Below are 13,484 nucleotides of genomic sequence, written 5' to 3' on the forward strand. Positions count from 1 at the left end.
ATTTGCAGATTGAAAATTGGCGTCTCCTTTCCTCAATCTGCCCACCTGTAATTTTCCAATCTTCGATCGATGAACAGAGCAATCGACTGGTTCGCCCGGAACGGCGTGGCGGCCAACTTGCTGATGCTTCTGCTGCTCCTGGGCGGCGGCGCGGCGGCCGTTACGACCGTCCAGGAGGTCTTCCCCGAGTTTAGTCTCGACCAGGTCCAAATCCAGGTCACCTATCCCGGCGGCTCGCCCGAAGAGGTGGAGCAGTCCATCGTGCGCCGCATTGAGGACCGGATCGAGGGCGTGGAGGGCATCGACCGCATCCTGGGCACGGCCACGGAGAACGCGGGGGTCGTGACGGCGGAGTTGAAGCGGGGCACCGACCTGGGCCGGGCCCGCACCGACATCAAGTCCGAGGTCGACCGCATCACCGCGTTTCCCGAAGAGGCCGAGCAGCCGATCGTCACGGAGGTCACCAACCGCCAGCAGGCGCTCCAGGTCGCCCTTTATGGCGATGCGGGCGAGCGCACGATGAAGGAGCTTGCCCAGCGCGTGAAGGACGACCTCACCCGCGACCCGCAGATCTCGTTTGTGCGCATCGGGGGGGTGCGAGACTATGAGGTCTCCGTGGAGGTCTCCCGGGAGGCGCTCCGCAGGCACGGCATGAGCCTCGCCGAGGTGTCGCGGATCGTGCGGACGGGGAGCCTCGACCTACCGGGCGGAAGCGTGGAGACGGACGCGGAAGAGATCGTTATTCGGACGGAGGGACAGAACTACACGAGACAGGACTTTGCAGACATCGTGGCCCTGACCCGCGACGACGGAACGAAGGTGCGCCTCGGGGACATGGCCGAGATTCAGGACGGGTTCGCCGAAAATTCCGACCTCATCACGCGCTTCAACGGCAAGCCGGCCGCCATCCTCAACGTCTTCCGCACGGGGCAGGAGCAGGTGCTCAACATCGAGGAAACGGTCAAGGCCTACCTCGACGAGGACCTCCGGCCCTCTCTCCCGGCGGGCCTGCAGGCCGCCGTCTGGCAAAACCAGGCGGAGAGTCTCCGCAGCCGGCTCAACCTGTTGATTGAGAATGGCATTCTGGGGCTGTTCCTCGTCGTCCTCACGCTCACGCTCTTCCTGGCCCCTCGGTTGGCGTTCTGGACCTCAGTCGGCATCTTCCTGTCGTTTAGCGGCACGTTCATCCTCATGCAGTACCTGGACGTGTCGATCAATCTGCTGTCCCTTTTCGGCTTCATCCTCTCCATCGGCATTGTGGTGGACGACGCCATCGTGGTGGGCGAGAACGTATACGCCGAACAGGAAAACAAGGGCCAGCCCCTAGAGGCCTCGATCCGCGGGACGCAGCGCGTCGGCATCCCAGTGATCTTCGCCGTCCTGACGACGGTTGCGGCCTTCTCGCCCCTGCTCTTCATCGGTGGGACAATCGGCAAATTTCTGGGCGACATCCCGACGATCGTCATCATCGTCCTGCTGCTTTCGCTCGTGGAGGTGCTCCTGATCCTCCCCTACCACCTGTCCGAGCGCCCCGCCCGAGAGAAGGCCGAGGGAGGACGTACTCCTGGGGTGCACCCGGACCAGGAGTCCGGCACGCCCGGCCTCGCGATTCGCACGCTCAATCGGGTGCGGCGGTGGGTGGCCGCCCAGCTCTGGACCTTCGTGCGCGGCCCGCTCACGGCGGCCCTCCGGTTCGCCACCCGTCGCTACGGGATCACCATTGTGGGCGGTCTGTCGCTGCTGGTCATCGCCTTCAGCTTCGCCGGCAACGGGTACATTGGGTTCTCCTTCTTTCCCAGCGTGCAGGGCAAGCTGGTGACGGCCCAGCTGGAGATGCCGGTGGGCACCACGCCGGAGGCCACGGAGCGCGTGACGGCCCGGCTGCAGGAAACCGGATACGAGGCCATCGAGGCCCTCGAAGAAGAAGCCGGGCAGACGCTCGTCGAAAACGTATACGTGGCCGTGGGCCGACAGCCGCAGGCCAACAGTGACCCCGGCGCGGGCGGCTTCAACGCCACGCAGGCCAATGTGGCCGAGGTGAGCTTCGAAATGATCGACCCCGAGGAGCGCAACATCACGTCCGCACAGTTTGAGGAGCGGTGGCGGGAAAAAACCGGACGTGTGCCCAACGCACGCTCGCTGTCGTTCACCGCGAACGTTGTGTCGGTGGGCAAGCCCGTCTCGGTGGAGGTGTCGGCCCCGACCCCCGAGAAACTCGACCGGACGGTGGCCTCAGTGCAAGATTCCCTGCGCCGCTTCGGGGGCGTGTTCGACATCAAATCAGACCAGGAGCAGGGCAAGCGGGAACTGGAACTGAAACTGAAGCCCGGCGCCCGCACGCTCGGCCTCTCGCTCAACGACCTCGCCGGCCAGGTTCGCGCCGCCTTCTTCGGGCTCGAAGCCTACCGCCTGCAGCGGGGCCAAAACGAGGTGCGCGTCTACGCCCGCCTGCCCGACGACCAGCGCAACTCCATCGAGGACCTGAACGACTACCGCATCCGGACGGCCGCTGGGGCGCAGGTGCCCCTGGAGGAGGCCGCGGAGGTTTCGTTTGGATACAGCCCGTCACAGATCAACCGACAGGACGGCCGCCGGGTTGTCACCGTGACGGCGGATGTGGACCCGAGCGTGACGACCGGCAACGCGGTAAAGTCGAGCCTGGAAGCCCGCGTGCTCCCCAATATTCAACGCGCAATTCCGGGGGCGACCTTTACCTTCGGGGGGCAACAGCGGCAGCAGCGAAAGGCGCAAAGCGCTCTGGTGATCGGCTTCCTGCTCGCGCTGTTTGCCATCTACGCCCTGCTGGCAATCCCCTTCCGGTCCTACCTCCAGCCCCTGGTCATCATGAGTACCATTCCGTTTGGCTGGATCGGCGCCCTGCTGGGCCACCTGATGCTCGACATCCAGCTCGGCCTGCTCAGCATCTACGGCATCGTCGGGCTCAGCGGCGTCATCGTGAACGACGCGCTCGTGATGCTCGACTTTGCCAACGAGGAGCGGGCCAAGGGCCGCGACTGGCCCGACGCGCTGGTGCGGGCCGGACAGATGCGCTTCCGTCCCATCCTTCTAACGTCCCTCACGACGTTTCTGGGGCTCTTCCCCATCATCATCGAGCAGAGCGTGCAGGCCCAGTTCCTGATTCCCATGGCCGTGAGCCTGGGGGTTGGCATCGTCTTCGGCACCGCCGTGCTCATGATGATCGTTCCCTCCATCGCCATGGTGCAGGACCGTGCCGTCGGGTGGGTGCAGACCGCCCTGCTCGGATACGACGCACCCGCAAAGCACTTTGGCCCGTACGAGGAGCAGTCCCCCGGCCAGTAGTGTCCCGTCACACGCGGCAAATGCTTCCGCGCCAGGGCATCAGGCAGGGTCCCCGCCCTGGTCAGGCCGTCCCCCGGGATGACCGTCCGGTCCGGTCGTCTACAAGCGTCCAGCCGACATTTGGTGGGGCGTTCGGGGGGGCAGTTGAAGGGCCGTTTTAGGAATGGTATGATCATTGTGGAGTCTGCGAGTGGACGTTGAGCACGCTTTCCCCACCCATCCCGTCCCTCCGACACCAATGATTTCCTCCACCGTACAAGACCTCGGCGACGACGAGGCACTGCGACGAAGCACCGTCCTTGAACGCGTGAGCGAAGGGGTCGTGGCCCTCGACAGAGATCTCCGATACACATATCTCAACGAGCAGGCCGAGCAGATCCTGGACGCCTCCCCGAGCCAGCTCATGGGGCAACACATATGGGACGCGTTTCCGGAGTCGAAAGGAACGGTCGCGCAGAACACGATCGAGAGGGCCCTGGCGACCCAGGAGCAGCAGTCCTTCGAGCAATACGATTCCTCTCTGGATCGGTGGTTTGAGGTTCGCGTGTACCCCGATGAGAGCGGACTCTCGCTTTACTTCGCCGACATCACAGACCGGAAGCACTCGGAGCGAGAGCTGACCCAAAAAAACCGCCAGCTCAGTGCGCTGATCGAGAACACCGCGCAGGCCGTGTATCTCAAGGATCGCGCGGGGCGCTATCAGTTCGTGAACGAGGCCGCCGCCAATCTTTTCGGGCTCACCCCCAAAGAGGCCACCGGAAAGCGGGCCGCAGATTTCTTCGATTCGGAGAGCGTAGCCCAGATCCGCCGGATTGACGAGCAGATCCTCACGGACGAAACCGCGGACTCCTACGAGGCCACCCGGCTGATCGACGGTGAAGAACGCGTGTTCCTCGAAAACCGGTACCCGTACCGCGACGAAGACGGCACGGTCGTGGGCATCATGGGCATCAGCCGCGAGATTACCGAACGGAAGCGACGCGAGAAAACCCTCGAGGGAAGTCGCCAGCGCCTGAAGTCGCTGTTCGAGGACCTTCCCGACTCGGTCGTGATCCACGACGCGGAGGGGAACATCCTGGACGTGAACGACCAGACCGTCGACGAACTCGGCTACACGCGCCGAAAGCTTCTCTCCATGAACGTGGCGGATTTTGAGGTCGGCCTGTCCTCGGAGGAGCTGCGGGCGATCTGGAGGACGATGGAGGTGGGCGACCGGGCCAAGAAAAGTGGCCGTCACCGCCACAGGGATGGCTCGACCTTTCCGATTGAGGTGTGGGTCGACAAGACCGAGATTGGAGGGGAAGAGCGCTTCATCGCCCTCAGCCGGGACGTGACGGAGCAGCTTCGGAAGGAGCGGAAGCTTGAGACCCTCACCGAGGAGTACCACGCGCTCCTGGAAAACGCGGACGACGCCATCTTCTTCGTGGACGTGGAGCAGAGCGACTCCGGGCCTGAGTTTCGCTTCGAACGACTCAATCCGTACCACGAGGCCGCCACGGGGCTCGACTCGGAGTCCGTTCAGGGCAAGACCCCCCGTGAGGTTCTCGGCCCGGACCTCGGCGCCGAGCTCGAGGCAAACTATTGCCGCTGCGTGGAGGCCGGGGAGCCCATCTCCTACCAGGAGGAGCTTGAGATGCCCGCGGGGGCGCGCATCTGGCAGACAAACCTCGCCCCTGTCACCGTTGACGGCACGGTGAGCCGCATCGTTGGGATTGCCCGTGACGTAACCGCTCAGGTGCACCGCGAGGAGGACCTCCGCCGCAAAAACGAGCGCCTCGACGAGTTTGCGGGCATCGTGGCCCATGATCTCCGCAACCCGCTCAACGTCGCGCAGATGCGCACAACGCTTACGGTCGAAGATCCCTCCTACGAGGAGCTCCACCGCAAGAAAGTACATGAGGCCCTCGACCGCATGGAGGACATCATCTCCGATACGCTGATCCTTGCCCGGCGCGGCAACGAGGCCGAGTCCCTCGAGCCCGTTTCGGTGACGGACATCGCGGAGCAATGCTGGGACATGGTCGAGACGGACAGGGCCTCCCTGGTCATCGACGATGAGTGTACGATCGAGTCCGATCCGGACCGCCTCCGGCACGTCTTCGAGAACCTCTTCCGAAACGCCGTCGAACACAGCGAGGGCGACGTCACGGTCCGGGTCGGGTGTACCGGCGACGCCGTCCTCTACGTGGAGGACGACGGGCCTGGGGTTCCCCCCGAACACCGCGAGACGGCCTTCAAGCCCGGACAGACGTCGCGGGAGCAGGGCACTGGGTTCGGGCTGTCGATCGTGAAGCGCATCGCCGAGGCGCACGGATGGACCGTCCACCTCACAGCGTCTTCCGACGGGGGGGCTCGGTTCGAGTTTTCCGAGATCACCCTTCTCTCGTGACCCCGACATGCAGGGTCGGTGTGGGGCGGGAGTCAGGCAGAGAACTCTCCAAGCAGCTCTGGGCAGGGGGACTGTGTCCGGTCGCCGGCCGCCGCCCTACGACGTGTGCCGCCGCTGTCGCCGCCACGGGCTGAGGCCTTCGCGTCCGTCCGCCGCGATGGAGGGGGCGTCTTCGTCCTGCGTCCGGGCATGGTAGAGCGTCGCCGCCAGGGCCGCGAGCTCGTCGCGGTCGGGATCGGCGAGTCGCAACACCGACGGGTCAAACTCGTCGTCGACGAAGTGCGTCGTGAAGTCGCCGGCACGGAAGCCGTCGTGCTGCATCGCGAAGCGGCAGAACGGGATCGTCGTGGCCATGCCCCCCACCTCGTACTCGTCGAGCGCCCGGATCATGCGGTCGATGGCCGCGGTCCGGTTGCGGCCCCACGTGGTGACCTTCGAGATCATCGGGTCGTAGTGGATGAGCACCTCGCCCCCCTCCTCGACACCGGCATCCACCCGCACGCCAAGGCCCGACGGCGCCGCGTGCCGCTTCAGCGGGCCGGGATCGGGCAGAAAATTCGAGGCCGGGTCTTCCGCGTAGACCCGGCTCTCCACGGCGTGCCCGCGGATCGACAGGTCGTCGGTGGTGTAGCCCAGTTCCTCCCCCTGGGCCACCCGCAACTGCTCGGCCACGAGGTCGACGCCCGTCACCCATTCCGTCACCGGGTGCTCCACCTGCAGGCGCGTGTTCATCTCCATGAAGTAGTAGTTCAGGTCCCGATCCACCAGGAACTCCACCGTGCCGGCGTTCCGGTAGCCACACGATTCGGCCGCGGCGATTGCTGCCGCGCCCATCTCGCGCCGCACCTCGGGCGTAAGAATGGACGACGGCGCCTCTTCAATCACCTTCTGGTGGCGGCGCTGGATGGAGCATTCGCGCTCGAAGAGGTGGATCGTGTGGCCGTGGTGGTCGGCCAGGATCTGAAACTCGACGTGGCGCGGCTCCTGAATGTACTTCTCGATAAAGACGCGCCCGTCCCCGAACGACGACTCGGCCTCGCCCTGGGCCCGATCCATCGCCCCCGCGAAGTTGTCGGGCTCGTGGACGATCCGCATGCCCTTTCCGCCGCCGCCCGCCGCGGCCTTGATGAGCACCGGATAGCCAATCTCCGCGGCAATCTCTTCGCCCTCCTCAGTGCTTGCCACGGCGTCGGTCGTGCCCGGCGCCATGGGGACGCCGGCGTCCTTCATGAGCTGACGGGCAGCGGTCTTGTCGCCCATCGCCCGGATGGCTTCCGGCGGCGGCCCCACAAAGTGAACGTCGGCATCGGCACAGGCCTCGGCGAAGTCTGCATTTTCGGAGAGGAAGCCGTAGCCGGGATGAATGGCGTCGGCCCCGCTGCGACGCGCGGCTGTCAGGATCGCTTCCGAATCGAGGTACGACCGGGCGGCCTCTGCCGGGCCGATGTGATGCGCCTCGTCCGCCCGCCGCACGTGGGACGCGGAGCGGTCGGGGGTGCTGTAGACGGCAACCGTATCGAGGCCCTGCTCGTGACATGTGCGCAGGACCCGAACGGCAATCTCCCCGCGGTTGGCGACGAGGATCTTATTGAGGGGACGAGCTGTCACGGCCGAATCCGTCATTTCGTCTTGCTGAACGTGATGGCATGAATTCTGTTATGAGGGATCCGCCCACGGGGTCCTCGTCAATCAATGATTGGGCGCGGGGCCCGGCTCGCCGACTGGTTCAACAGTGCCCCAACCGCCGCTATGCCGCAGACCGAAGATCTCTACGACGTGCTCGGCGTCGACGAAGACGCAAGCCAGGAGGAGATTAAGAAAACGTACCGCACACTCGCGCGCAAGCATCACCCGGACCGCAACCCGGACGACCCCAATGCCGAGGAGAAATTCAAGGAAATCCAGAAGGCGTACTCCGTCCTTTCGGACGAGGAGAAGCGCGAGCAGTACGATGCCCAGCGTCGATTTGGGGGTGGGGGCGGCCTCGGCGGGAGTGGCCGCGGGGCGTGGGGCCGTTCGGCCGGCGGTGGCCCGGAGGTTCGATTCGAACAGGGCGGCTTCGACGACGCCTTCGGCGGTCGTGGCGGCGGCCTCGGCGACATCTTCGAAAACTTCTTCGGCGGGGAGGCCCGAACCCAGCGGCAGTCTCCCTTCGAGGGCGGCCGGCAGCAGCAACAGGCCCACAAGGGAGGCCAGGACCTTGAGACGACCCTCCGACTGTCGTTCCAGGAGGCCCTCGAGGGCGGCCGCAAGCGTGTGGAGCTTCCCTCTGGCGAGTCGATCCGCCTCAAAATTCCGAAGGGCGTGCGGGACGGCTTCAAGATTCGCCTGCGGGGCCGCGGACAGCGGTCTCGACGGCCCTCGGGCTCACGCGGGGATCTGTACGTGACATTTGAGGTGAGTGACCATCCTCACTTCGACCGCACGGGCGACGACATTCATCGGACCGAGACCATCGACATGTTCGAGGCGGTCTTCGGTACAGAGATTCGCGTGCCAACCCCCTACGGACAAAACCTCAAGCTCTCCGTGCCCGCCGGCACACAGCCGGGCGAGAAGCTGCGCCTGAAGGGCCAGGGGGTAAGGACCAACGACGGGAGCGGCGATCTGTACGTCGAGGTCGATGTGCGCATTCCCGAAAATCTTTCCCCGAAGCAGCGCGCCGTGCTCCGTGAGGCCGCCCAGGACGCACATCTGTCGTAGTCCCTTGGTCGTTTTCTTCTGTCTCCCTCTCTGAGTCTCTCTGAGGCAGTCCAGGCTCTCCCACATCGGCCGGTGCGACGGCGCCGGTTGCACTTCTCCGGTGCTGTTTTGCATATTTGAGCGTCGCATCATTTTGGACGGAACTGCCCTCGACGCCCCCCGGCTCACTACTTCCGGGCGGGCCCCCCACGAACGAACCTCCGCGCCCCCTCCACTCGGGCGTTGAGCCTCCACCTCGGTCTGGCGAATTCGCACTTCCATGGCCCCTTGCTGTCTGGACGCCCGTCGGCCCTGCTTCTGGATTCTCCCCCGACGGGACAATTTTTCTCTGCCCGACAGCCCTCGCACGTCGACGGTCGCGTCTTCGTCCGCACTGCGGCAATTTCGGGCCCGGTCTAGGCCCATCCCACCACCATACGATGACCGCCCTGATTTCCATCTCCCATGACCGATAAGCCGAAGAACGTTTTTCGCATCGACATCGAGCCCACCGACGACAACCCCGACCGCCACCCCACCCACGGCTGGCAGGTGCGCATCAAGCGCCAGAAGGAGCAATACACAAAATACTTCTCCGACAAGCGACACGGCGGCCGGGAGAAGGCCCTCGAGAAGGCCGTTGAGTACCGGGACGAGTTGCTCGGCGAGCTGCCCGAGCCGATGGATCCGGTCCGTCGCTCAGCGGAGGCCCGCTCCACGACCGGGGTGATTGGCCTCAACTTCTGCTGGAAAGACGACGGGAGCGGCACGCCCAAGCCGTACGTGCAGCTCAGCTGGCTCGAAGACGACGACACACGCCGCAGTGCGGCCTTTTCCGTTCGCAAGTGGAACCTGCGCCGTGCCGTGTGGAAGGCCTGTGCCCGCCTGCACGAGGCCCGTGCGGAGCACGACGGGGAGGCCGAAGAGGTGAACGACATGTTCCAGACCGCCTTTCCCAACATCCGGGAGCAGTACGAGGACGGCCCGGACGGAGAGGGGCTCCCGGAAGAGGACGAGAACGTGATGGAGGCCACCGCCTAGCGTGACGCGTCGGGCGGGGAGCCCGCCGCTGTCTCCACGGGCCCGTTTCGCGGCCTACCCCGCAGCGCGCTCTTCCTGCGCACGGCGGCGGGCCTTCGGCTTGCGGTGACGCTTGCGCAGCCGGTAGGCCTCGGGCGTGACCTCCACAAGCTCGTCCTCGCGGATAAACTCAATCGCGTCCTCCAGCGACATCTCGCGGGGGGGCGGGACGTGCTCCAGCTCATTTCCGGCCGCGGCACGCATGTTGGTGAGCTGCTTCTCCTTCGTCACGTTGAGGTCGAGGTCCCGGGGCTTGTTGTTCTCGCCCACGATCATGCCTTTGTAGACGGCGTCGCCGGGCGCTACGAAGAAGTCGCCCCGGTCTTGAAGCTCCATGAGGGCGTAGGGCGTGGTTTCGCCCTCCCGGTCGGCCACGAGGGCGCCGGAGGTGCGGTGCGGAATGTCGCCCGCCCACGCCCCGAACTCTTCGAAGCGGTGCGTGAGGAGTCCCGTCCCCTTCGTGTCCGTGAGAAACTTGGACCGGTAGCCGATGAGGCCCCGGCTCGGCACCCGAAACGTGAGCCGCACGCGTCCGCTGTCCTGGTGCACCATGTGCTCCATCTGCCCCTTTCGCTCCCCGAGGCGCTCCATCACGACGCCCATGTGCTCCTCCGGGATGTCGATCTCGGCAGTCTCGTAGGGCTCGCAGGTCTCGCCGTCGATCTCCTTCGTAATCACCTGCGGCATCCCCACGCAGAACTCGTAGCCCTCGCGTCGCATCTGTTCGATGAGAATAGCCATCTGCAGCTCGCCGCGCCCATAGACGCGCATGACGTTGGCCGAATCGGTCTCTTCCACCCGGATCGCCAGGTTGTTGCGGGCCTCGTCGAAGAGGCGGTCGCGGAGCTGACGCGAGGTCACGAACTCCCCCTCTTGCCCACTGAAGGGGCCGTCGTTGATTCGAAACTCCATCGACATGGTCGGCGGGTCCACGTCGAGGGGCGTCAGGGGCTCGGGGTGCTCCGGGTGTGAAATGCTTTCGCCCAGCCCAATGCCCTGAATGCCGGCGATCGCCACGATCTCGCCGGGCCCGGCCACGTCGGCCTCTTCGCGTTGGAGCCCCTCGTACGTGAAGAGGGCCGTCACCTCTGCCTGCTCCGTACTGCCGTCGCGGTGGCAGAGGGTTACCTTCTGCCGGTCGTGCAGGGTGCCCTGCTCCACGCGCCCAATGGCCACCGGGCCCAGGTAGTCGTCGCGCTGCACACTGGTGATCAGCCCCTGCAGGGTCCCGTCGGGGTTGCCCGTGGGCGGCGGAATCTCGTCGATCATGGTCTCGAAGAGCGGGCGGAGCGTCGTCCACTCCTCGTCGTCGAGGTCCGTCGTGCAGCGGCCCTCCGTGGCCACGGTGTAGAGCACCGGAAACTCCAGCTGCTCCATGTCCGCCCCGAGGTCAATGAAGAGGTCATAGATCTCATCGAGCGACTCCTCGGGCCGCGCGTCCTTGCGGTCGATCTTGTTGAGGACGACGATGGGCGGAAGGTCGAGCTCCAGCGCCTTCTGCACCACGAAGCGGGTCTGCGGAAGCGGCCCCTCCGCCGCGTCGACCAGGAGCATGATGCCGTCGACCATGCGGAGCGTGCGCTCCACCTCCCCCCCAAAGTCGGCGTGGCCCGGCGTGTCGACGATGTTGATCTTTGTGCCCTCGTAGCGGACGGCCGTGTTGTTGGCCATGATGGTGATGCCCTTTTCCCGCTCCAGGTCCATCGTGTCCATCACGCGCTCCTGCACCTCCTCGTTGTCGCGGAAGATGCCGCTCTGCCACAGCATCGAATCCACGAGCGTGGTTTTGCCGTGGTCGACATGGGCAACGATGGCGATGTCACGAAGGTCGGTCTGCTTCATAGCGGGGCAACGGTTGGAATGGACCTGCGGGGCACTGCACCGACTCGTAGGGGCATTCCCGCGCAAATTGGTGTTAGATAGATGAGTAGTACCCACACACTGGGCAGACGTTCATTGCACAGGGGCCCCAGCGGGGCTGCAGGGCCGAATTGGAGTGGACTTCGTGGGAAACGGGCCCGAGCCCAAAGGTCAGCGCGCTCGTGGAGGCGGGCCTCATCGAGGCGACGAGCACGCCCCAGCTCCCGATGTTCGAGAGCTGGGGCAAGTTCGTGGGGTGCGACGGCATTCTGCCTGCGCCCGAGGCCGGACACGCTGTGTGGGGCACCCGCTAGGAGACCCTGGAGGCGAAAGAGGCGGGCGAGGAAGAGACGTTTGTCTTCAATCTCTGTGGTCACGGCCATTTCGACTCCCGCGCGCACGGGGACTTCCGCAACGGCGAGCTGGCCGACACTGAGTTGCCGGGCAAGAAAATTGACGAGAGCCTCGCGGCGGTGCCGAGCGTGGGGGAGCGTATCGGCGTGTGAGCGTGTTGGCGTATGGGAGTGTCGGGGTAAGACGGTGTGGACTCAGGAGTGGGGCACTCCTTCCTGACCGACCTTCTGGACCCGACACAGCGCATGAAGACGGGAGACGGTGCGGTCGAACTTTTCGGCCACGGCCTGGGCGAGACCGGCGTGCTGATCGGGCGCAAACCAGTCATCCGGCGGCTGCTCGGCAGTGAAGTAGAGCGTGGGCGCGTCGGCGTGGAGGTACAGCGCGTCGACGATGCGAAGGAGCCGAAACGCATCATCGGTATCGGCGATGGTGACGCCTTCAATAAAGAGGTGATCGAGTGCCGTCAGGTCGTCGACGAGGTTGGAATGCGCCGTCTCCGTGGTGGCCCGGCGCAGGTCGGCGAACGACCACCACCGCGAGGGGCCCGACGCGTCCGCCTCCGCCTGCCGCATCGCCCGCCGCGCCCCCTCGGGTGGCCCGATCCACCCCTGGCCCGACTGCTGGACCTCCCGGGTGCGCCGGTAGTCCTCCCCCCGCACCGGGACGACCCGGTAGGCTTCTCGTACCTCCGTCCGCAGGAACCGCTGGATGCGGCCGTCGCCGAGCTGGGTCGCCAGGTACTCCTCCGGCGCCACGTTGCTCGTCGCCAGGAGCGGGACCCCTCGGGCCGCCAGCGTCTTCATGACCCCTGCAAGGCGCATCTCGTTGGCCGGGTCGTCAATCTCCACCTCGTCGAGGCAGCAGACGGCGTACTGATCCGCCAACCGGTGGGCAAAGGCGTCCGGCGGTTCGGTTTGGCGAAACAGCGTGCTGGAGTGCAGGAAGGCGCAGTCCTCCGGGGGCCCCAGGGCGTTGTACACCGCGGCCAACAGGTGCGTCTTCCCCGTGCCCGCCGGCCCCACGAAATACAGTCCCTGCGGCAGCCGGTCGTCCATCGCGCCCAGGAATTTGCGGATCCGCTCGGTCCACGATGGGGTCCGGCGGACCCCCGCCACGAACTCACGCGCAATGCGGAGGGCCTCGGCCTGGCTCGGTGTCTGCGGCTCGTAGTTCTCAAACGTGGCGTCGCGGAAGCGGTCGGGAAGCGTCATGCGAAGGGCGCTGAATGCAGTGACGATGCCTCGCTTCCACACGCACGAGACGAATCTGTGTTGGACGACGAGGGGGGGACAAGAAAGCGAGGGACCCTCTTCATTTCGACTTGTTCCTCCACGGGGCAGTCCGCTCGTCGCCCCAGACTGGCGATGTGAACGGTGGGGCTGAAGGGTGCCCTCTGGTCCTGGAAAGAAGAATGACCGGGATCGGTTCTGATTCACGCCGGGGGCGCGTCGCCCTCCAGTGCATCTCGGTCCCACTCCGCAAGATCAGCGGCGGCCTCGTAGGTGCTCTGCAGGAACATCAGAAGCAGAGCGTCCGAGTCATCTGCGGTCCGAACGGCCTCGTGCGGCAGGACGAATTCGCCCATGTCATCCAGGTAGTAGGCCGCTTCCGGCTGGATGTTGCGATCCGTGTAGCCGTGCGGGTCCTCGAACGGAAGCGTCCGCTCGCCGAACCACAGTTCCTCGTCCTGAATCGTCACGCCGTTTTCCTGGAGGCACTTCTGCCAGTGGGCGAGACTGCCCGGAGGATCGAGTCGCCTTACACTTTTCTCCGGGCTGAGGTCGGCCACGAATGC

At 65.5% G+C, this 13,484-nt stretch carries 9 protein-coding genes; 5 read left to right on the forward strand and 4 right to left on the reverse strand.

Annotated elements, in window-relative coordinates; all coding sequences use genetic code 11:
* Positions 1 to 69: 69 nt before the first annotated feature.
* Both B7R93_RS04440 and B7R93_RS04445 read left to right on the forward strand, forming a co-directional pair.
* The gene (locus tag B7R93_RS04440; protein WP_103019616.1) at positions 70 to 3,321 is read left to right on the forward strand and encodes an efflux RND transporter permease subunit; all 3,252 of its coding nucleotides are present in this window, start codon (positions 70 to 72) and stop codon (positions 3,319 to 3,321) included.
* A 238-nt stretch (positions 3,322 to 3,559) separates the two neighbouring features.
* Positions 3,560 to 5,710, forward strand: a complete 2,151-nt coding sequence (locus B7R93_RS04445) for a PAS domain-containing protein (protein ID WP_103019617.1) — start codon at positions 3,560 to 3,562, stop codon at positions 5,708 to 5,710.
* 96 nt (positions 5,711 to 5,806) lie between these two features.
* On the opposite strand, the gene accC is transcribed toward B7R93_RS04445, so the two are convergent.
* The gene (gene accC, locus B7R93_RS04450) at positions 5,807 to 7,333 is read right to left on the reverse strand and encodes an acetyl-CoA carboxylase biotin carboxylase subunit (RefSeq protein WP_103019618.1); all 1,527 of its coding nucleotides are present in this window, start codon (positions 7,331 to 7,333) and stop codon (positions 5,807 to 5,809) included.
* Positions 7,334 to 7,459: 126 nt separating this feature from the next.
* Between accC and B7R93_RS04455 the strand changes: the two genes are divergently transcribed.
* Together B7R93_RS04455 and B7R93_RS04460 are read left to right on the forward strand one after the other, a co-directional pair.
* Positions 7,460 to 8,413 (forward strand): DnaJ C-terminal domain-containing protein, encoded by a 954-nt coding sequence (locus tag B7R93_RS04455; protein WP_232798008.1) that lies wholly within the window; start codon positions 7,460 to 7,462, stop codon positions 8,411 to 8,413.
* A gap of 444 nt (positions 8,414 to 8,857) precedes the next feature.
* The gene (locus tag B7R93_RS04460; protein ID WP_103019620.1) at positions 8,858 to 9,433 is read left to right on the forward strand and encodes an AP2 domain-containing protein; all 576 of its coding nucleotides are present in this window, start codon (positions 8,858 to 8,860) and stop codon (positions 9,431 to 9,433) included.
* A gap of 54 nt (positions 9,434 to 9,487) precedes the next feature.
* Here the strand turns inward: B7R93_RS04460 and typA are convergent, their stop codons facing one another.
* The gene (gene typA, locus B7R93_RS04465; RefSeq protein WP_198598581.1) at positions 9,488 to 11,314 is read right to left on the reverse strand and encodes a translational GTPase TypA; all 1,827 of its coding nucleotides are present in this window, start codon (positions 11,312 to 11,314) and stop codon (positions 9,488 to 9,490) included.
* A gap of 149 nt (positions 11,315 to 11,463) precedes the next feature.
* Between typA and B7R93_RS15185 the strand changes: the two genes are divergently transcribed.
* The gene (locus tag B7R93_RS15185) at positions 11,464 to 11,646 is read left to right on the forward strand and encodes a hypothetical protein (RefSeq protein ID WP_157942193.1); all 183 of its coding nucleotides are present in this window, start codon (positions 11,464 to 11,466) and stop codon (positions 11,644 to 11,646) included.
* A gap of 234 nt (positions 11,647 to 11,880) precedes the next feature.
* Here B7R93_RS15185 and zapE read toward each other — a convergent pair whose 3' ends face one another.
* Positions 11,881 to 12,900, reverse strand: coding sequence for an AFG1/ZapE family ATPase (gene zapE / locus B7R93_RS04470; RefSeq protein ID WP_103019622.1), 1,020 nt, complete (start codon positions 12,898 to 12,900; stop codon positions 11,881 to 11,883).
* A 221-nt stretch (positions 12,901 to 13,121) separates the two neighbouring features.
* Positions 13,122 to 13,478: a DUF5996 family protein gene (locus tag B7R93_RS04475; protein ID WP_198598582.1), complete on the reverse strand. Its 357-nt coding sequence runs from the start codon at positions 13,476 to 13,478 to the stop codon at positions 13,122 to 13,124.
* Positions 13,479 to 13,484: the final 6 nt, after the last annotated feature.

The sequence above is a fragment of the Salinibacter altiplanensis genome, from assembly GCF_002894645.1.
Taxonomy (GTDB): Bacteria; Bacteroidota; Rhodothermia; order Rhodothermales; family Salinibacteraceae; genus Salinibacter; species Salinibacter altiplanensis.

Coding starts and splice junctions, on each gene's coding strand:
- B7R93_RS04460 (WP_103019620.1), top strand. CDS start 8,858: ATGACCGATAAGCCGAAGAACGTTTTTCGCATCGACATCGAGCCCACC.
- B7R93_RS04440 (WP_103019616.1), top strand. CDS start 70: ATGAACAGAGCAATCGACTGGTTCGCCCGGAACGGCGTGGCGGCCAAC.
- zapE (WP_103019622.1), bottom strand. CDS start 12,900: ATGACGCTTCCCGACCGCTTCCGCGACGCCACGTTTGAGAACTACGAG.
- accC (WP_103019618.1), bottom strand. CDS start 7,333: ATGACGGATTCGGCCGTGACAGCTCGTCCCCTCAATAAGATCCTCGTC.
- B7R93_RS04445 (WP_103019617.1), top strand. CDS start 3,560: ATGATTTCCTCCACCGTACAAGACCTCGGCGACGACGAGGCACTGCGA.
- typA (WP_198598581.1), bottom strand. CDS start 11,314: ATGAAGCAGACCGACCTTCGTGACATCGCCATCGTTGCCCATGTCGAC.
- B7R93_RS04455 (WP_232798008.1), top strand. CDS start 7,460: ATGCCGCAGACCGAAGATCTCTACGACGTGCTCGGCGTCGACGAAGAC.